This window comes from Streptomyces sp. NPDC049541, from assembly GCF_044465725.1.
Classification (GTDB): Bacteria; Actinomycetota; Actinomycetes; order Streptomycetales; family Streptomycetaceae; genus Streptomyces.
Map to the genome: position 1 here is coordinate 404,426 of NZ_JBITLY010000001.1, position 18,703 is coordinate 423,128.

At 65.9% G+C, this 18,703-nt stretch carries 17 protein-coding genes; 6 read left to right on the forward strand and 11 right to left on the reverse strand.

The genetic code is table 11. The features are described 5' to 3' along the window. Positions 1-82: 82 nt before the first annotated feature. The 3 genes from ACIBW9_RS01875 to ACIBW9_RS01885 all read right to left on the reverse strand — a co-directional run bounded on the left by ACIBW9_RS01875 (position 83) and on the right by ACIBW9_RS01885 (position 2,716). Positions 83-1,438, reverse strand: coding sequence for an FtsK/SpoIIIE domain-containing protein (locus ACIBW9_RS01875; RefSeq protein ID WP_398950224.1), 1,356 nt, complete (start codon positions 1,436-1,438; stop codon positions 83-85). Positions 1,439-1,440: 2 nt separating this feature from the next. Beyond that, a complete protein-coding gene (locus tag ACIBW9_RS01880) occupies positions 1,441-1,797 on the reverse strand; it encodes a hypothetical protein (RefSeq protein ID WP_398950226.1) in 357 nt (118 codons plus the stop codon). A gap of 139 nt (positions 1,798-1,936) precedes the next feature. Continuing rightward, entirely contained in the window at positions 1,937-2,716 is a 780-nt protein-coding gene (locus ACIBW9_RS01885) for a GntR family transcriptional regulator (protein ID WP_398950228.1), read from the reverse strand. 18 nt (positions 2,717-2,734) lie between these two features. On the opposite strand from ACIBW9_RS01885, the gene ACIBW9_RS01890 reads away from it, so the two are divergent. Together ACIBW9_RS01890 and ACIBW9_RS01895 are read left to right on the forward strand one after the other, a co-directional pair. Continuing rightward, positions 2,735-3,202 (forward strand): NUDIX hydrolase, encoded by a 468-nt coding sequence (locus ACIBW9_RS01890; protein ID WP_388821337.1) that lies wholly within the window; start codon positions 2,735-2,737, stop codon positions 3,200-3,202. A gap of 1,473 nt (positions 3,203-4,675) precedes the next feature. Then, positions 4,676-5,065, forward strand: a complete 390-nt coding sequence (locus tag ACIBW9_RS01895) for a hypothetical protein (protein WP_398950230.1) — start codon at positions 4,676-4,678, stop codon at positions 5,063-5,065. Positions 5,066-5,647: 582 nt separating this feature from the next. On the opposite strand, the gene ACIBW9_RS01900 is transcribed toward ACIBW9_RS01895, so the two are convergent. Next, on the reverse strand, positions 5,648-5,836 hold the full coding sequence (locus tag ACIBW9_RS01900; protein ID WP_398950233.1) for a hypothetical protein: 189 nt from the start codon (positions 5,834-5,836) through the stop codon (positions 5,648-5,650). A 619-nt stretch (positions 5,837-6,455) separates the two neighbouring features. Here ACIBW9_RS01900 and ACIBW9_RS01905 point away from each other — a divergent pair. Then, positions 6,456-7,100 carry a hypothetical protein gene (locus ACIBW9_RS01905; RefSeq protein WP_398950235.1) on the forward strand — a complete coding sequence of 215 codons (645 nt, stop codon included), beginning with the start codon at positions 6,456-6,458 and terminating at the stop codon, positions 7,098-7,100. A 250-nt stretch (positions 7,101-7,350) separates the two neighbouring features. Here the strand turns inward: ACIBW9_RS01905 and ACIBW9_RS01910 are convergent, their stop codons facing one another. The 5 genes from ACIBW9_RS01910 to ACIBW9_RS01930 form a co-directional block, all read right to left on the reverse strand. After that, positions 7,351-7,815, reverse strand: coding sequence for a hypothetical protein (locus tag ACIBW9_RS01910; protein ID WP_398950237.1), 465 nt, complete (start codon positions 7,813-7,815; stop codon positions 7,351-7,353). 693 nt (positions 7,816-8,508) lie between these two features. After that, a complete protein-coding gene (locus ACIBW9_RS01915) occupies positions 8,509-9,072 on the reverse strand; it encodes a hypothetical protein (protein ID WP_398950239.1) in 564 nt (187 codons plus the stop codon). Positions 9,073-9,276: 204 nt separating this feature from the next. Then, positions 9,277-10,128 carry a hypothetical protein gene (locus tag ACIBW9_RS01920; protein WP_398950241.1) on the reverse strand — a complete coding sequence of 284 codons (852 nt, stop codon included), beginning with the start codon at positions 10,126-10,128 and terminating at the stop codon, positions 9,277-9,279. Next, positions 10,100-10,954: a nucleotidyltransferase domain-containing protein gene (locus ACIBW9_RS01925; RefSeq protein ID WP_398950244.1), complete on the reverse strand. Its 855-nt coding sequence runs from the start codon at positions 10,952-10,954 to the stop codon at positions 10,100-10,102. The genes ACIBW9_RS01920 and ACIBW9_RS01925 overlap by 29 nt, the downstream gene beginning before the upstream one ends. A 92-nt stretch (positions 10,955-11,046) precedes the next feature. Beyond that, positions 11,047-11,712, reverse strand: a complete 666-nt coding sequence (locus ACIBW9_RS01930) for a hypothetical protein (RefSeq protein ID WP_398950246.1) — start codon at positions 11,710-11,712, stop codon at positions 11,047-11,049. A 260-nt stretch (positions 11,713-11,972) separates the two neighbouring features. Between ACIBW9_RS01930 and ettA the strand changes: the two genes are divergently transcribed. Genes ettA through ACIBW9_RS01945 form a run of 3 tightly spaced genes read left to right on the forward strand, consistent with a single transcriptional unit; the run spans position 11,973 to position 14,731 of the window. Next, positions 11,973-13,637 (forward strand): energy-dependent translational throttle protein EttA, encoded by a 1,665-nt coding sequence (gene ettA / locus ACIBW9_RS01935; RefSeq protein ID WP_398950248.1) that lies wholly within the window; start codon positions 11,973-11,975, stop codon positions 13,635-13,637. A gap of 6 nt (positions 13,638-13,643) precedes the next feature. Further along, positions 13,644-14,057: a thioesterase family protein gene (locus ACIBW9_RS01940; RefSeq protein ID WP_351474866.1), complete on the forward strand. Its 414-nt coding sequence runs from the start codon at positions 13,644-13,646 to the stop codon at positions 14,055-14,057. Next, positions 14,054-14,731, forward strand: a complete 678-nt coding sequence (locus tag ACIBW9_RS01945; RefSeq protein WP_398950250.1) for a hypothetical protein — start codon at positions 14,054-14,056, stop codon at positions 14,729-14,731. Before ACIBW9_RS01940 ends, ACIBW9_RS01945 begins: the two co-directional genes overlap by 4 nt. A gap of 34 nt (positions 14,732-14,765) precedes the next feature. Here the strand turns inward: ACIBW9_RS01945 and ACIBW9_RS01950 are convergent, their stop codons facing one another. After that, the gene (locus tag ACIBW9_RS01950; RefSeq protein ID WP_398950252.1) at positions 14,766-15,719 is read right to left on the reverse strand and encodes an ATP-binding cassette domain-containing protein; all 954 of its coding nucleotides are present in this window, start codon (positions 15,717-15,719) and stop codon (positions 14,766-14,768) included. Positions 15,720-15,919: 200 nt separating this feature from the next. Continuing rightward, positions 15,920-18,652 (reverse strand): ABC transporter permease, encoded by a 2,733-nt coding sequence (locus tag ACIBW9_RS01955; protein WP_398950254.1) that lies wholly within the window; start codon positions 18,650-18,652, stop codon positions 15,920-15,922. Positions 18,653-18,703: the final 51 nt, after the last annotated feature.

An 18,703-nucleotide genomic window follows, 5' to 3' on the forward strand; every position in this document is an offset into this window, starting at 1 on the left:
GGCGGGTGATCTCCTTCTTCGGGCATGGCTCGGGTAGGGACCTGGCGCGAGACGGTCGCGCCGACCGTGGGTTTGGGAGAGATCAGGCAGAGGCCGGGATCGACTCGACCGCCGGGGCATCCACCGGCTTGAGGCTGCGGAGCGCGGGCCGGAAGGGGACCAGGGCGGGCAGGACGGGGGTGCGGTCGGCGTGCCGGTTGCAGGTGTTCACGGCCTGCCGCAGCGAGGTGTGCGGAGCACGGATGCGGTGCCAGCCGCCCGTCGAGTCGCCCGCGATGGCGACGCCGCGCATGTCGGCGGGGATCTGGATTGCGGCGAGGACGGCGTCCGGAGAGATGTCGCCGAAGGCCATGTTGGCGCTGGACTCGTCGTTGACGCGGTGCGCGGTGCGGCCGGTGAGCTGGGCGCGGAGCATGGTGATGCCCTTGCCGAGTTCGGAGCCGAAGCGCTGCCCGCAGATCTCCAGGTAGATCCCGGAGGCACGGCCGAGCTGGGCGAGGCGGGCGAGCGCGGTGATGATCCGGTCCCGGCGCTTCTCCTCCTCCTTGTTGGCGAACAGTGCGAGTTCGGCTACCTCGTCGACCAGGACCACGATCGGGGTCGGTCGCAGGTCGGCGGGCAGGTCCCAGATGTCGGCGGCGATGTCCGCGTCCGGGACGTCGGCGGTGATGCGCTGTTCGGCGCGGATGAGCTGATAGACGCCCTCCATGTGGGTCACGAGCGCGTCGAGCAGCTCGGCAGCGGTGTCGGGGTTGTCGGCGAGGGCGGAGAACCGGCGGGCCAGCGGGAAGAGTTCGACGCCCTGCTTGCAGTCGATGCCGACGAGGGCGACGTCCATCGGAGCCAGCCCGGCGACCAGGTTGCGCTGATAGACGGACTTGCCGGACTCGGTGGCGCCGAGGGTGAGCGCGTGGGGTATCGCCCGGTAGTCGCGATAGTGGATGGCGCCGTCCTCGCGCAGGGCCACAGGTACCCGCATCGCCGCCGTGTCGGTCTTGGCGGGCATCTGCACCCGCTTGAGGACGTCGTAGCCGGTCATCCTCAACTCCACGACGCCGGAGCGGAGTTCACGCGAGGTGACGCCGTACATCGAGAAGGAGTGGCGCAGCCGGTCGGAGGCGGCGGCGATGTCGAACGCGTCCTGTCCGGGCCGGAGCTTGAGCCGTAGGACCAGGCCGGTGCGGGTGGGCCGCAGCCGCAGGATGCGCGGCGGGCGGGACTCCGGCACGGGCCGGTTGGTGACCCGGGCGAGAGTGAGACGCCAGCGCGAGGGCGGGACGGTCAGCCCGCATGCGTCCATGACCGAGCCGTACCGGACCAGGACGCGTGCCATGGCGAGGGTGACCCCGAAGGTCAGCCAGTACCAGGCGGGGCGCCGCCATCGCAGGAGACCCGCAGTGGCGACGACCAGCACCAGCGCGACCGTGAGCCAGGTCATGGTCAGGCCGCCTTGGGCCTCGATGCAGCAGTGGCGAGCGAGGTCACGGCGACCGCGCGGAAGGCGATGCCGTGCCGCTTCTGGCCGTTGAACTCGTTCTCCCACGGCCGGGCGATCAGGCCGGTCAGGGCGACCGGCGTACCCATGCCCAGCTCACCGGAGATGCCCGGCTCCGGGACGGTGATGGACAGGATCTCGACCTCGTCGTTGGCCGCGAACATCACGTCCACGGTCATCATCTTCGCGCCGGTCTCGGCGTCGGTGGCGATCTCGCCGGTACGGCGGTCCTTGACCTTGGGCTGCGGGGTCTTGGCGACCATCACGGTCGCGGCGGAGGTGTCGACGGGAATCTGGCGCACAGCAGATCACTCCTGTAGAGATGCTGGACTCCGTCACTCATGTATATGAGTGACATGAAGAAGAGTGCCTGACTCCTATACATGAGTCAACCCGCCGCGAAGAAGAACTCGCGGCGGGCTGCGGAGGGTTGAGCGCGCGTCAGTCGGCGGCGGGGATCCGATACTCGAAAACGAACTGGTCAGCGGCCATGAGCGTGTCGCAGACCTCGACCACGAGACCCTCGGTCGTACGGGCCTCACGGATCAGGTGAACCACCGGCGCACCGGGGCTGAGCGCCAGCTCGGATGCCTCCGCCTTGGAGGCCGGACGTGCCTGCAGCGTCTCGACGAACTCCGCGAACTCGTGTCCGTGGTCCTCGAGTCGGGCGTAGATGCCACCACCGCCGGGGTTCTCGGCGAACAGCTCTGGGATCTCCTTGACGACGTCCCACGGGAGGTACGACGTCGCGGTTTCGACGGGCGTGCCGTTGCGGAAGTAGAGCCGCCGCCGGGCGAGCACCTGGGTGCCGGCGGGGACCCCCAATCGCTGGGCAGCATCCTCCGGGGCCTCCACCGGGCCGATGTAGAGAACGCTCACCTTGGCCGTGGCGCCGGACTGCGCGGACTCGGCGAGGTACGCGGCCTGGCCGCCCTGGCGAAGCGAGCGCCGGAAGCGGTCGGAGGAGCGGTGCCGTACCGGCGGCCGATCCTTCACGATCGAGCCCTTGCCGTGCCTGGTCTCGACGAGCCCGCTCGCGCGCACCTCGACCATGGCCTTGCGGATCGTGCCGCCGGAGACGTTGTAGCGCTCGACGAGTTCCGACTCGCTCGGCACCATGTCACCAGGCTTGATGATGCCTGCCCGGATCTGCTGCACGATCTCCTCGGCGATCTGTACGTACCGAGGTACGGACCGCTCTCCTCCTACTGCGGTTCCCATAGTCCTTCTCTGCCTCCTATGCTCCTGTACATGAGTACATCACGGGAAGCAAGGTCGTCGATGCCGCTGCACTCCGTATCTGTGGCCGGAGTGGTGGTACGCGATGACGGCCGCCTCCTGGCGATCCGCCGCGCCGACAACGGCACTTGGGAACTTCCCGGCGGCGTACTCGAACTCGACGAGACCCCCGAAGCGGGTGTCGCCCGCGAGGTCCTGGAGGAGACGGGCATCCACGTCGAGGTGGACGAACTCACCGGCGTCTACAAGAACACGACCCGAGGCGTCGTGGCCCTGGTCTTCCGCTGCAAGCCGTCCGGCGGCATCGAGCGGACATCGAGCGAGTCGACGGCCGTCGCATGGCTCACGCCCGACGAGGTCGCGGAGCGCATGGCCGAGGTCTTCGCGATCAGGCTCTTGGACGCCTTGGACGGCAACGGCCCGCACGTACGGAGCCACGATGGCAAGCGCCTCATCCCAGCGGGATAGAACTTTCCCTACTTCATCAAGGCTCGCTGCGCTCGCTCGACCGGCGGCCGACGGCGCTTGACGATCTTCGGGCCGGATACTCCGCCCAAGCGCATCAACGGCCGCCCTGGCCCGCACACCACCGCCACCACGATCCGGCCTCAGGGATGGAAAAGATCAACAACAGCTAGACCCCAACGCCCACGTTTCAGAGGCCACACGCGCACCCCTTTCCACCCGGTAGCCCACAAGGGGTCGGATCAATCCGAGGGCCGCGCCAAGCGCGGCGGCGCCGGTCGGTCGCCGCCGCGCCGCCTCCATGTCTCCGCCACCGGCGCACGCCGCCGCCCGCCCGTCGCCGCACGCAGCGGCCAATTCCAACACGGGCACGGGGGCGAACGGTGAGCCTTAACGGTGCAGGTCAAAGACGCTTTGTGTTACCGAAAGAGGCCGGATCGTGGTGGCGGCGGCATACGGTCCGACGCTGCCAGATACGCGGGCGTTCGAACGGCCCGCCGGTCCCGCACCAGGTCACCGGCCGGACGGCGGATGCGGCCATGGTCAGAGCGGTGCCCCCGGCGGGGGATCAGCCGGCACCGGGATGGAGGGGGCGCCGTACGCGACCGCGGGCCCGTAGGGGCGTGCGCGGGGAGCTCCCATCCCGTCCACCATCGCCCCAGGCAGAGCCGAGCAGACGCGGCCCATGGCGTCCAGGTCGTTCGTACAGTGGCGCGCTCCACCTGGACGCCATGAACCACGCCCGCTCCACGGTGTGTGGGTCGACGGCGGACGGGATGGGAGCTGGGGTAGGTGGGGGCTTATGGAAATACAGCGCGCGGCACGAGTCGGAAGCCTTGATCCTCAAGATTTAAACATCTTCGCGCGAACCGCTCACAACCAGTCGCAACACGTCTCCATTCAGCAATGCTGGACAGGCAAAGGCTGCCCATTCGCCAGGTTGCGTCGCACACGACTCCGAGTACATTGGAAATCAGGGAGACGTCTTCCAGAGATAACCAGAATCTGCAACCTCAGGAGTGACGTCGCGATGAACAACAACTTCTACACCCTGCGCAGTGAGGCCACAAGCAGGATGCTGCGACAGCACCCCTGACAAGGTCGTTTACACGCTTCCCGGCAACGGAGGGGCGTTTCAGATCTGGCACATGGTGAACGTTGAAGGCGGTTTGGTTACGACTTCCAGAAGTGGGAACTATATCCCGTCGGACCAAATTTGTTCGTCGTGCGCAACTTCAAAACCAGGTTTGTCCTAGATAGTAATACCGACGGACATGCATACACCTTCGACGAGAACGGTGGGGCATTTCAGCATTGGTTCTTCATTCAAACGACGCCCGGCACTTAAGAGCCACTGCAGAATGCCCGCACGGCGTCGAACAGCTGCGATACTCAGTGAAAGATCGACTAAGTCGCCCACGATGAATTCCCACCGGCGCGAGAAAAGATGACCGAGCGCGAGACGAGGTGACCGAGATGGCAAATATCATCAACCAGGGCATCAGTGACTATGGGCCACTGCCGAACGATGACAACATCTGGGCGATTACAGTCTCCTATGATATCCGCTTCAGGGACGACGAGGTATCCCTCGACTTCGACGACGCGGTGAAACTGTGGGAGGACGATCGTGGCGAGCCCTTCGGTGGTGGCGACGATCAAATCACCCCATATCCAATCCCTAGCCGATTTAGGGCTTCTTCACCCCTCGTGAGTCGCGAGAAGACCATCACGGTATTTCGTGATCAGCTGGACACGGAAATAGGGAACGAAGAGGTAAAGGCTCAGATCTGGCTACGCAGAGCCGATTCGGGCGGCCCCGCCGACGACGAGGTGTATACACCGATCACGGAAATGAGCCCCTGACTCTGAAGCAGTAGCCCGACACGACCGCCAACAGCCTTCTCCGTCGGACCAGGTCGGACGGAGAAGGTACGGGTAGGGACGGGAGGGGAACTCGCGCCGTGCAGGATCTTGCTCTGCTTGGGCCAAGTCCGCGAGCACCTGCAACAGTCGTTCGCGTCGGTCCAAGGGCTGTTGCAGCAGCACCCAGCCGACGCTCTCCATCATCTTCACCGCTGAGTCGGGGTCTACTTCCTCGTCCCCGCAACTGCCCAGCCACCACACGAGGTCGACGAGCAGACCGGTAAGTGCCGGCACCAGCGGATCCATGGCAGTCACCCGTGCAACCTAGTCGACTCCTGCGACACTGTTTCCGGGGTGGGTGAGTGTTTAACTGCGTGACAACGGAGGCGGACAACGGCGAACGGGCACGGACGTCAACAAACCGTCTCAGCAGGTCAGCAGCGGACTCGCATCTGTTCAGGATCTCTCCTCTGTTGCTTCGGGACAAAGAGGTCCCCAACCAACAGTGCCGGACTTCGGACAGCAGGCGCCTCCGTCTCATGGAGTTGAGACGGAGGCGCGTCCGCAGATGGGGGGTAGATATCAGCTGCGCTTGGCGCTTCCCACCAGTACGCCGATCAATGCAGCAGCAGCGGAGAGCCATTCAGGGGTGACGCCACCAATGCTCGCCAGCACGACCACCGTGATCGTCACGGTGACGACGACGTGCCACCCCTTCGCGCCGTGTGCCGGGCCTTCACCGGGGGCATGCACACACTGAGGTACGGTCACGTACTTCTCCTCTCAGGTTCGCCTGGGAAGCGGGCCCTTGGTGCGTTTCAGGTTGGGAAGCCAGGAACACGCGTCGGGGGCCCTCCTTTGTTGGACAACCAAGTCATCCCCAGGCAGCGCTGGGAGCAAGCGTGACCTCACAACACGGCGAGACGGTGCCACCTTTAGGGAGCCTTCGCGGCACTCAGTGCCACGCGGTCGGTCGATCTCGGTTGGGGTGGACCAGCCGTGATCGAGAAGTCAAACGCCACAGCTGACGGCTGATCTTGTCGCAGCTCGTTCACGGCCAAGGATCGTGGACTATCCGTGGACGGGACACGTCTCGCCGACCAGTTTGGCGGCTGCGACCTGTGCATACGTCTGAGACCGAAGGGCCCTCCGGAGCCGTGTGCGCAGGTTCGGATCCTGCCGGGGGCACCCTTTCTGAGGTGCCTGAAGACCCCGTGACCAGAGAACTCGCTGAGTGCGGGGTCTTTGTGTGTGTGTGTGCAGCCGTACGCTGCCTGTAGCGGCCGAGCCGTGGACGGGATCTTGGGATATTTCCGCAGGTGATGATGAGGGAAGCTGCCACGCCGAGTTCAATCGCCGCCCGCCGGCAGAACGATAGACGGGGAATCTCGTGGATGTGACCACGCTTGCCGTTGCACTCATCAGCGTCGGAGGGACGCTGGGCGGAACTCTGGGTGGAGCGGTTCTGAGCCAGCGCGCCAGCCGAGCCGAAGCGGTGGAGCAGAACCGGCGTGCCGACCGTGAACGGGAGCAGGAGCGCGATGATCAAGCGCTACAGGCCAAGCGCGATCTCTACGCCCATCTGAACACCACAGCTCGCGCTTACCGGATCGCAGCCCAAGACGCCGTCCACGCGGCCGAACGCGGTGAAAGCATCGACCCAGCGCTCCTCGACGCCGCCAAGGAGGCTTGGGCCGACCAGTACTCCGAGGCACAGATGGCACTGCCGACGGACATTCTGCAGGTGGTCTCGACGCTCAACAGGTCGCTGGGAATCGGGTACTCAGTCGTCAAACAGCTGCCGAGCAGCCCCGATCTCGACAGGGCGTACCAGCGAGCGAAGACGTGGTTCAACGGCCCGCTGTCCGATGGCGTGTATCTGCTGCGGGTCGCACTGAGACATGACCTCGGCGTCGAGGTCGACCCTCAGTTCGAGCAGACCCGTATGCAGATGCTCGCCGCGCTCGACAGCGCGCGGAACGACCTCGATCGCCTACTGTCCACGGAACGAGCCCAGGCCACCCGCCCTGATTGAATTGAGCAGTCCCGCCGTTGGGCCGTCTCTGGGCCGTGCGAGGGCGCCCGACACCGACCAACAACGACAGAAGCCCACGGCATCTGAACTGGTCAGAGCCGTGGGCTTCCTCAGCCTCGCTGGTCAGCGAGAGCGGTGATCAGTAGACCGGCTACGCACGCCCAGTGACAGCAACGCTGACGGCAGCGATGGCAGGCGGCAGAGTCGAGAACAGCCGCTACGGGAAGACCGCACCGTTTCCCCCTGAGCCTTAGGTGCTCAAAACGAACCTTTCAACAGACAGCCGGACAACGCCCTTAGAGTCAACGTCATAAAGCACATAACTTCGATCGGCATTCCCTAGGTACATCAGACGCCCCGCGGGCACGGCCGACTGACTAGCCTCCGCAATCGCCGACACTCTTTTCACCGGATGGGCATGCAAATCAAGGATAACCGTATCGAAAAGCATTACAGGAGTCACGCGCTTCCCACTCACGACCCTGTGGGCGCGGCCATCCACTACAGGCAATACGATTAGCAGTGAGATGACAAAGATCAGGGCGACAACCACAATGGTTGCATAAACAAAGAAATGTCGGCGATTGCGAGTCTGTTCTTCTTTGGTAGAGTCACCATTCTTACCTTCAGCCTGGTCTTGCGGTACAGAAGGCCAGGGATCGAACAGGGTGAAATACAACCAGAATGTCGCTGCACCCCCGACTGCCACGATCATACAAATGAACCCCCATGACCTAATTAGAGTGTCCGAGTATCCAATCCCCATCTCGGCGGCACTCATGTCAAATGTGCGATAGAAGTGATCATACATTTGGGCTAGGGCGATAAATAGGGTCAACCCTGAGATGCTCACAAAGAACGCGAAATGATCGAGTGCGCGTAGCCAGCTAGATACTCTTCCCGACTCGACATTTACAACGATAGGGCGCTCATGAACTGCTTTCGGAGAACGTTGCCTCGGGCGTTGCGGCTTCCTGAGCTTTCCATGCTTGCGACTCATGCACATTGCCTACCCCATGTAGCGCGCACAGCGGTGATAGCCGGCGCATATCCACCCGTTCGTCCGCGCCCGCCAGCCGGACCGTTGCGGGCCAGCAAGACACAGCAGGAAAGGCGCGAGCCGCTGTTCGCCTCCGGTGTGTCCCCTTGCGGCAGCGGAGGGGCAGGGGTCAAACGGGGGACCAACTGGGACCTGATGAACAACGAGTACCGGCGTTTCCGAGGCGACTGGTGACGCCCAGGGCGCTGCAAGCCTGGTAAGCCAGGTGCTTGTCGAATGCGTGTCGAAGGGCGGTCGATGACTCGCCGAGGCCGAGAAGAGAAGAGGTCAGCAGCAGTGTGACGCTCATCTCACTGGGCGCCTTCTAAGAGCTGGTTCACTCTGGGCTCCGGTGGTCTTGGAGCGGTCCTACGGCGCGATCGGTTCACCACTGATACGGGCGATAGTCGCGCCGAATGCTCGGTTATCGGCGACGATGTGACGCGCTCGTGACCAGAACCAACCGAAGTACTGGCGTTGCACTGGCACGGTCAGTTCCAGTAGTAGTGCCAATTTGGTGACCTCATCGCGCTCAGAAAGGACCACCATCCGGATGTGGTGAGCGTAGATGGTCGGCATCTGGACCAGTCGGCGCGTGGGCCAGCTACCGGCATACGTCGCAACGTTGTCAATGAGCCACCGGGTGGCATCGTCAATCTGCTTCCACCAGCGCTCCCGCTCACCGCCAAGCCGTTCCCGCATGACAGGTGTCCAATCGGGTTCTTCGTCGGGCGGGAGCTGGCTGATCTGCAGCTGTTCACACGCGGAAATGATCCGCAGCATGTGGGCTCCGAAGGTATCGCGTGCGGTGTGAACTTCGCCCAGTCGTCGCTTGCGGGCTTCCAGCCGAGGAGCAGCAATCAAGCCGGTCGCCGTGGTTGTCACCAGAGCGGTAGCCGCGGCCACTGTGATGGTCGAGAGGGTGTCAGGCATGCGGCACATCGTGGCGCACTGCGAGGCTCCGACGGGCACACTTAGCTTGCCAAGTCTCGGGGTGCAAGCACTGCTCAGGCAGGACCTCGTGAACTGTTCGTGGACAGGCCTCGCTTAGCCAATCGGAGGTGTGGGCCCTGTCCAGCGACGCTTCGTAGGACCGAAGGGCCCCCTCCGGAGCCACTACAGTCGGCTGGCGGGCTGTCATGTGGCCAACCTTCGCGCCCACAGTTGGTTTACGTGGGCTCCATGCCGCTTGTACAACCAAGTAGGAGTGGGTGGTGCTCCCGAAGTAGCAACGCAGTAGTCCCCATAGGCGGATAGAAGGGCACCGATTCGACCCAGCCTGAGCTCATCATCTGTGCAATCCGAAAGTGCTTCCAGGCGGCGATCGAGTAGCTCACTCTTCGTTTCTGCCGAGCGCCAGGCCGCTACCTCCGACCACTGAGTGAAGGCAGCGCCTGAAGCAAGCGCGACCACGATTAGGCGTGCCAGGATCAAATTTTGCCCGTTGGATGCAAGGGGAATTGCTACAAGTACTGCGGCAATGGCTGCGATCACAAATCCCCATATGATCTTTCCGTAATAGTCGGCGGCCTCCTTGTACATGAACTTGTTCCAAAACGCGTTCTCTTGAAGGTGATCGCAAAGTCGGCGCATTCCGGCGGGCGCCGTGCTTGCAAAATAGTCGGGCGATACTGGGGCTGGTGGATTGTCGCCCTCGCGGGGGGAGACCCGAATCAGCCAGTTGTTAAGGTCGACTCGTTCCTCGGCTGACCCTAGAGCATCTAGTAGCAGGCCTCTTGTTCGGCCTTCCTCTCCCTCATTGTGGCGACTTACTGCACTACGACGTACTGACCACGAATAAATCTGCACGCCGAGGGCGAGCAGCGCTGGAATGTAGGTGTATGGATTCGCAATGAAGATTGAAGTAACGCTGAATAGGAAGGTTGTGACTTGAAGCCATCTGCTTCTCCGGTAAAGATCTCCGGCCTTCTCTAGTTGATTATTCGCCAGGCCGATAATCTCAGAAGACGACAGCTGGGAATTGCTCACCGAGCAAGCACCTCCAACGTTCAATGGCTCCAGCCGTGTCGCCCCGTGAAGCTAGTTCAAGTGATTCCTGGGCGATCAATGAGGCTTCTCTAACGATGCTTTGGCGATTCTCTGACGTTTTCTCGGATTCGATCCTTGCTGCCTCGCTCAAGAAGGCGGCGAGTGCCTCCGCAAGCGGTGGAGTGTGCTTCCATTTCTTAGCGGTGTGGCTTGCAATTTCTTCGATTCCGTACGATGGGATCGGGCTGCCGTGGGTCCGACTCCACCATTTTGTTAGACGGATCGCGTGCTTGAACTCCTCGCCGAGCTTTCGGGTGAGCTGCTCAATCTGTTGATTTTGCTCTTCAGGCGCATAGTCGATCCAGGCTCGTTGTTCGGTTGGAATCTTGAAAAGCTTATAGCCGGAGGAGTTATTTCCTGCAGGCAGAGCGGGTACTACATCAATGCCCAGCTCGCCGGGGAATGTGATACGAACAGCGCTCTCGAAGTCTTGGACTTCGTCATATGTGCGCGACAGCAGGTCTGAGATGGTGCTAATTGCGAGACTTGAATTTTCTGAAATGCTAGGATCGTTCCTAATGACGGCAACAATGTCGACGTCTGAAAATGTCTGAATAGCCGTGGATCGCGCCAAGGAGCCTGTGACGAAACAATCCTGCACCAACGGGTAATTGCTAAGTTTTTGGCAAACTGATTCGGCTCGTTTTAGAGCTGCACTTTTCTCGGGCGCGCTTAGGCTGATGCGTTCTAGCAAGACTTGAAAGTTCTTCGCTGGAGAGGTACTCATGAACGTCTGCGCATTCGATGTCTGCTTATTCTGGTACATGGGTGTTCTTATCAACCGAAACCGCGCCCTTCGCTAATTGTCGACAAGCGTTGAGGTGACGACCGCCCGGAGCCCACGCCGGGGTGGCCACCTCATGAGGACTGCTGTTCAGCGAGTTTGGCGGCCAAAGCTTCGAGGGCAGCGTTCGCCTTCTCCCGGTCCGCCTCCGTCAGGTCGCGAGGTGAGTTGCTGTAGGTGATGTACTGACTGGGGCTGATCATGTCGCCCATGCGCAGGGTGAAGGTTAGGAGCGGTCGCCAACCCTTGCGATGGCCCAACGTGCCTTCCAGAGTGACCGTGTAGTCCTTGGCTTGCGGTATGAAGCCAGGGAAGGGGGCCCCAAACTCGATGAAGCGCTGCTCGGCCTTCCTGCCGTCGACGGCGAATACGGCAGGCATGGCCGCGTGATCTTCACTCACAGGCATCAGCTGCGGCCATGAGTTACGCCAGGGCAGGGGGAGAATCGAGTCAGGCTCGTCAGGGAACCGAAGCTGAAGGTTTTGAACTATGATCGGCTTGGGCCCCGTGTTGTAGAACACCAGGGGCAGGCGCAAGAGCGTCAGATGCGGGGTGGCTGCGCCGGCGAACGAGTACGGCTCGTATGACTTGAGCCTTCCCTGGCGCGCGTTCAGCCACCAGAAGGAAGCCACGGTGAAGGCCAGGGCGCACCCGGCGACAATGGCAGCCGCTGGCAACGCGGACGACTGAGCCGTGTGAACGGCAGGTGCCGTGTGAACGGCAGGTGTCGGTGCGAGCACGCCGCAAGCATGACAGCTGGTGATCGGCGAGGTTCCACAAACGGCCGTATCAGACCCTGGTGCCGGGCCGTCCCTGGGCCGTCCGACGCCCCCCGAGGCCACTCGACGATGACCGCCAGTGACAGGCGACCTGCAGTCACCAGCCGCGAAACCCCAGGTCACAGCCCCCCGGCCATATGGGTTACCACCCAAGCCTGGACCTCAGGCAAGATGGGGTGTATCTGCCCACTGCCAGATTTCAAGCTGCCGGACGGTTTCTCTTGGCTGAGTACATCTACACCATGCGCAAGACGCGCAAGGCAATCGGCGACAAGGTCATCCTTGACGATGTTTCGCTGAACTTCCTGCCCGGCGCGAAGATCGGTGTGGTCGGTCCGAACGGTGCCGGTAAGTCGACCATCCTGAAGATCATGGCGGGGCTGGAGCAGCCGTCGAACGGTGACGCGTTCCTGTCGCCGGGCTACACCGTGGGCATCCTGCTTCAGGAGCCGCCGCTCAGCGAGGACAAGACCGTCCTGGAGAACGTCCAGGAGGGCGTCGCCGAGGTCAAGGGCAAGCTCGACCGGTTCAATGAGATCGCCGAGCTGATGGCGACCGACTACTCCGACGCGCTGCTCGATGAGATGGGCAAGCTGCAGGAGGAGCTCGACCACGCCAACGCGTGGGACCTCGACGCTCAGCTCGAGCAGGCCATGGACGCCCTGGGGTGCCCCCCCGGCGACTGGCCCGTCACCAACCTCTCCGGTGGTGAGAAGCGCCGCGTCGCGCTCTGCAAGCTGCTGCTGGAGGCCCCCGACCTGCTGCTGCTCGACGAGCCCACCAACCACCTCGACGCCGAGTCGGTGAACTGGCTGGAGCAGCACCTCGCCAAGTACGAGGGCACCATCGTCGCCGTCACCCACGACCGGTACTTCCTCGACAACGTCGCCGGCTGGATCTGCGAGGTCGACCGCGGCCGCCTGCACGGCTACGAGGGCAACTACTCCAAGTACCTCGAGACCAAGGCCACCCGCCTCAAGGTCGAGGGGCAGAAGGACGCCAAGCGGCAGAAGCGGCTCAAGGAAGAGCTCGAGTGGGTGCGGTCGAACGCCAAGGGGCGGCAGGCCAAGTCCAAGGCGCGTCTCGCCCGCTACGAGGAGATGGCCGCCGAGGCCGACAAGATGCGGAAGCTGGACTTCGAGGAGATCCAGATCCCGCCGGGCCCGCGTCTGGGCAACGTGGTCGTCGAGGTCAACAACCTCAGCAAGGGCTTCGGCGAGAAGCTCCTCATCGACGACCTGAGCTTCACCCTGCCGCGTAACGGCATCGTCGGTGTCATCGGCCCGAACGGCGCCGGCAAGACCACCCTCTTCAAGATGATCCAGGGTCTGGAGACCCCGGACTCCGGCTCCATCAAGGTCGGCGAGACCGTCAAGATCTCGTACGTCGACCAGAGCCGCGAGAACATCGACCCGAAGAAGAGCCTCTGGGCCGTGGTCAGCGACGAGCTCGACTACATCAACGTCGGGCAGGTCGAGATGCCGAGCCGGGCGTATGTGTCCGCCTTCGGCTTCAAGGGCCCCGACCAGCAGAAGCCCGCCGGCGTCCTCTCCGGTGGTGAGCGCAACCGCCTCAACCTCGCGCTCACCCTCAAGCAGGGCGGCAACCTCCTGCTCCTCGACGAGCCGACCAACGACCTCGACGTCGAGACCCTCGGCTCGCTGGAGAACGCGCTGCTGGAGTTCCCCGGCGCGGCCGTGGTCGTCTCCCACGACCGCTGGTTCCTGGACCGCGTCGCCACGCACATCCTCGCCTACGAGGGCGACTCCAAGTGGTTCTGGTTCGAGGGCAACTTCGAGTCGTACGAGAAGAACAAGATCGAGCGGCTCGGACCGGACGCCGCGCGTCCGCACCGCGCCACCTACAAGAAGCTGACCCGGGGCTGATCGATCTTGCGTCACATCTACCGCTGCCCCCTGCGCTGGTCGGACATGGATGCGTACGGCCATGTCAACAACGCGATCTTCCTCCGGTATCTGGAGGAGGCCCGCATCGACTTCCTGTCCCTACGGGGCAAGGAGTCCAAGCAGGGGTCCGTGGTGGCGCGCCATGAGATCGACTACAAACGGCAGCTCGTCCACCGGCCCGACCCGGTGGACATCGAGCTGTGGATCACCGAGATCAGGGCCGCGTCCTTCACCGTCACCTACGAGGTGAAGGACGAGGACCTGGTCTATGTACGGGCCTCGACCGTCGTCGTGCCCTTCGACTTCGAGACGCAGCGGCCGCGGCGGATCACCTCCGAGGAGCGGGAGTTCCTCGAGGGGTACCGGGACGACGCCGAGGAGGAGGCCGTCGCCGCATGACGGTGCTCCACCTTGCCGACGAGCGGGAGGCGGCGGACCTCGCGGCCTTCCTCTCGCGGCTGCTCCACTACGACCGCGGTGCCGCGGTACGCCTCCAGGCCGCCGGGACCGCGCTCGCCGTCTTCGGGCGGCCGCCGTCCTTCGAGGTGCTGGCGATCCGCGCGGTGCGGCTCGCCAAGCCGTACGAGAAGGGGCTCGACGTCGCGCTGGACGTGACCGTGTCCGCCGGTGAACTCCTGGAGACGGTGGACGAGTCGGCCGCGACGGCCGGCGTTCCGGCGGCGGTGACGGGGCCGCCGTGGGCCGGTGTGCTCCCGCCGCGCGGCGGCTGGCGGCCCGAGCCCGGGCTGCCCGCCCCTGATGACCTGCGGGCCATGGTCGGCGCGGCCGTTGCCGAATTCCGCTCCCGTACCGGGGAGTTGGCGCCGGAGCTGCGCACGCGCGCCGAGCTCGACCGCATCGGGCGGGAGATCTGGTCCCGGACCGTCGGCGACACCCCTCTTCCGGTACGGGCCGCACACGCGGCACAGTCGCTCGGGTTCCTCCGGTCCGCGCAGGGTGCCGGGGACCTGGCCTTGGTCTCCTCGGGGGCCTGGCTGCGGCTGCGTACGCCGTACGGGTCGATCGCCGTACGGCGTGCGGGACTTGGGGCGCTGGACGTCAGCGTCCGGTAGCCGTCCGGACAGGTCTGGCGGTCACCTCACTCGATCACTCGCTGTCGTCCGGTCGTACGGCGATGTGGTCCGGCTCCAGTTCCAGGGCCACGCGGTCGCGCATGCCCAGGGCCTCGGTGTACTCGGCGGGGAGCTGGAGACGGCCCGCGCGGTCGAGCATCGCGTACTCTCGGGCGACCACCGTCTCGTGGCCGGTCGTCGCGTCGACTTCGCTGCGGCGCAGGACCTCCGTGGAGGTGCGGCCGTCGCGGATGGCGACCGTGCGCCGGACCTCCCCGGCGACCGCCTGGTCGTGGGTGACGATGACGATGGTGGTGCCCAGGCGTTCGTTCGCCGTGCGGAAGGCGGCGAAGACCTGTTCCGCGGTGTGGGAGTCGAGTTCGCCGGTGGGTTCGTCGGCGAGCAGGACCGCCGGGTTGTTGGCGAGGGCCACGGCGATGGCGACGCGTTGCTGCTGGCCGCCGGACATCTGGTGGGGGCGGCGGTCGCGGCAGTCGGCGACCTCAAGCAACTTCATGAGTTCCAGGGCGCGTTCGGTGTGCCTGCGGCGCTTTGCGCGGGTGCCCGTGAGCTGCATGGGGAGGGTGATGTTCTGGGCCGCGGTGAGGTAGGGGAGGAGGTTGCGGGAGGTCTGCTGCCAGACGAAGCCGACGGTGGTGCGGCGGTAGGTCAGGCGGTCCTTCGCGGTCATGGTGAGGAGGTTGTGACCGGCCACGCGGGCCGTGCCGGCGGTGGGGGTGTCGAGGCCCGCGAGGATGTTCATGAGGGTGGATTTGCCGCTGCCGGATGCGCCTACGAGGGCCATGAGTTCGCCCTCGTGGACGAGGAGGTCCAGGCCTTGGAGGGCTTGGACCTCGGTGCCGTCCGTGGTGAAGATGCGGACCAGGCGGTCGCAGGTGATGAGGGCGTCGTGGCCGTAGGTGGGGCGGTTGCGGTGGGCTGCGGCGCGGTTTGCCAGGTCGGTGAGGGTGGGGTTTGCCGGGGGCATCGGGTCTCCTGGGCATCGGTTTCGGTCGACAGTGGCCCGGGGTGGGGGTTGCTGTTGGGGCGGGGATGCTTGTCTGCGCTTGCGGGTGCCGCTCTCTTTGGGGCGAGAGCCGCCCTGAGCGGCACGATTGCCCGCAGCTAGGGCAGCTAGGGCAGCTAGGGCAGCTAGGGCAGCTAGGGCAGCTAGGGCAGCTAGGGCAGCTAGGGTGGTGCGCTCGCATCCCCGGCCCTCAGTTCCGCCACCGCTCCCCGCCGCCCGGTCCACCAGGCCTGAGCTCCTGCGACCCCCACTGTGACCAGAACAATTGCCGCCGCGGGCAGCAGCAGTGACGTCGCGTCCGTTCGTAGCACCGCGTCCGTTGTCGCTGCTCGGTCCGAGGACGAGGACAGTGCGATGGTGGTGAGATCGACGCCCGGTGACAGGAGTCGGATCGTTGCCCAGCCCGTCAGTGTGCCGCCGGCTGCCGCCAGGACCGCCTGGGGCAGGGACTCGAGGATCAGCAGGTGGCGGCCCTGGGTGCGGGTCAGGCCCATGGTGCGCAGGCGGGCCAGGAGGGCCGTGCGTTCGGGGGCCGTGCGCAGGAGGGACAGGAGAAGGGACAGTACGGCGTAGCCGGCGCCCGCGGCGACCGCCGTCGTGTACACGTGTTCGGCGCCGGTCTGGAGGGGGGAGTCGGCGTAGCGTGCGCGTTCCTCGGAGCGTAGTTGTACGTTCGCCGAGTGGGGTGCCGCTGCGCGCAGGGCGGGTCCGTTCAGGTGGCTGCCTGTCAGCAGCAGTGCGGTGGGGAGGGACGCCTGTCTGTTGAGGCCGGCGCGGTCCACCACCAGGAAGTTGTCGCCGGCGACGGCCGGGGTGCGGTCGACGACGACGGTGATGCGGACGGTGACCGTGGTGCCGTCCTCCAGGCGTATCGGGAAGGGCCGGGTGCCGTAGGCTCCCGCCACCGCGGGGGAGGCGAGTGCCGGGAGTGGTCCGTGGCCCGTCGGGTCCCGCAACTCCCCTTCGGGAAAGGGGCCGAGGCCCGTCCGGCTCGCCAGTTCTGCGTAGTCCCGCGGGTCCACCCCGGCCAGCGGTACCGGCCGGGTGAGGTCGGTCGGCTTGGCCTGGTACGTGATGCTCGCGACCGCGAGGCCCTGTACGCCGGGCGTCCGGCGGATCCGGTCGGGCAGGCCGGCCGGCAGCGGGGACGTCGTCTCGATGCGGGCGTCGGCGCCGACCGCGAGCAGGGCCGCCTGGTCGCGGGCCTCGCGTACGCCCGCGAGGACCGAGCCGCCGAAGGCCGCCGTGGTGAGGGCGGTGAGCAGCGCCAGCAGGGGCAGTACCGCGGAGGCGGAGGTGCGGCCCGCGCGGGCCAGCGACAGATGGCCCAGCGCGCCGCGCAGCCGGGCCGCCGGACGGGCCAGGCCGCGCAGCGGGAGCGGGTAGAGGCGCACGAGCACCAGGGCCGCGACCACGCCCACCAACACCGGCGCCAGCGCCGTCAGTTGATCGCCCGTCGTGCCCCGTCTGCGCAGGGCCTCGACCGCGCCAAGGGCCACCACGACCAGGGTGAGCTCGGCGACCGTACGACGCCGGGACGGCCGTACGGTGGTCACGTCCGCACGGCCGCCCTGGATGCGGACGGTCCGGTGCGCGGCGGCCGCCCGCAGGGGCAGGGCCGCGCAGGCGACCGCCGTGACCGCTGCCGCCGCGGCGATCGCTTGGGGGGCGCGGCCGCCGGGGAGCGCGAGCAGGGCGACCGCCAGGCCCACGGCGCCCGCGGGGAGCGCGACCACCGCGGTCTCGGCCAGCAGGCGGCCGGCCAGGCCGGGCAGGGATGCGCCGCGGGCGCGCAGCAGGGTGAGTTCCGCGCGGCGGCGGTCGGCGGCCAGGCCGCCCGCCATCAGCAGGACCACGGCGGCCACCGTGCCGGCGCCGAAGGCGGCGACGGCCACGAGCGGGCGGACGCCGGACCGGAGGCCGGTGAAGTCGTTCAACACGGTGTCGAGGTCGGTGTTCACCGTCGTGGTCGGGTCGGTGAGGGTGCGGATCCTGCGCAGGGCGGGCCCGGACTCGAGGGAGGCGACGGCGGACTTGAGGCGGTCCGCCTCGTGGGCGTGGAGCCCGACGGGCGAGGGGGCCAACTGCCAGTACCGCCAGGGGCCTACGGCCGTGCCCAGCATCGCCGGGGCCGCCTCGGGTGCGAGCAGCAGAGAGCCGGCCCAGTACTTGTCGGGGTCGGCGCCGTTTCCCGGTACCAGGACGAGATCGGGGGTGCGCAGGAGGGGCTGGGTGGCCCAGTAGGCGCGCTCGGGGTCGCGCGGGGCGACGATGCCGGTGACACGGACGGCCAGCGGGGCGCGTTCCACGCCGGGCACATGGATGACCGAACCGACCTTGATGTGCAGGCTCTTGGCGGTCTCGACGGTGACGGCGGCCTCCACCTCGGCGGTGGCGGCGGTGACCCGGCCCGCGTGCGGGAGGCGTCCGCTGCGCACCGTCGCGTGGTCGGCGAGGCCCTGCTGCGCGGCGAGGGACAGCTGCGCCGGCAGACCGCTCGGTCGGGGCAGCCAACGGTCCGGGACCTCCTGGGGCTTGGTGCGCACCCCGTACGTCGACTGGTCCGGGTCGACGACGAGCGGCCGCGGCACGGCCGCACGGACCTTCGCGTACTGCGCGGCGAGCGTGCCGGGGAGCAGCGCCTCCTCGCGCCGCTCCCGCGGCAGGAACAGGCCGGGCTGCTCGGCCCACACCCCCACGCCGGTGGTCGCGGGCCGGGCGCGCTCGACGGCCCGGCGCAGAGCGGCGTCCTCGTACCGGTCGACCGACCGCGGGAACGCGGCCGCGAGGCAGGCGGTCAGCGCCACCAGCAGCGCCAGCGCACAGGCGGCACCGGGCGCTGCCCGCAGTCGTGTACGCGTCCAGGGAGCCGGCACCGGGTTCATTTCACTCATCCCCTTGCTCCCGCAACGACACCGCCGGGTTCCCGCGCCGCACCGCCAGCG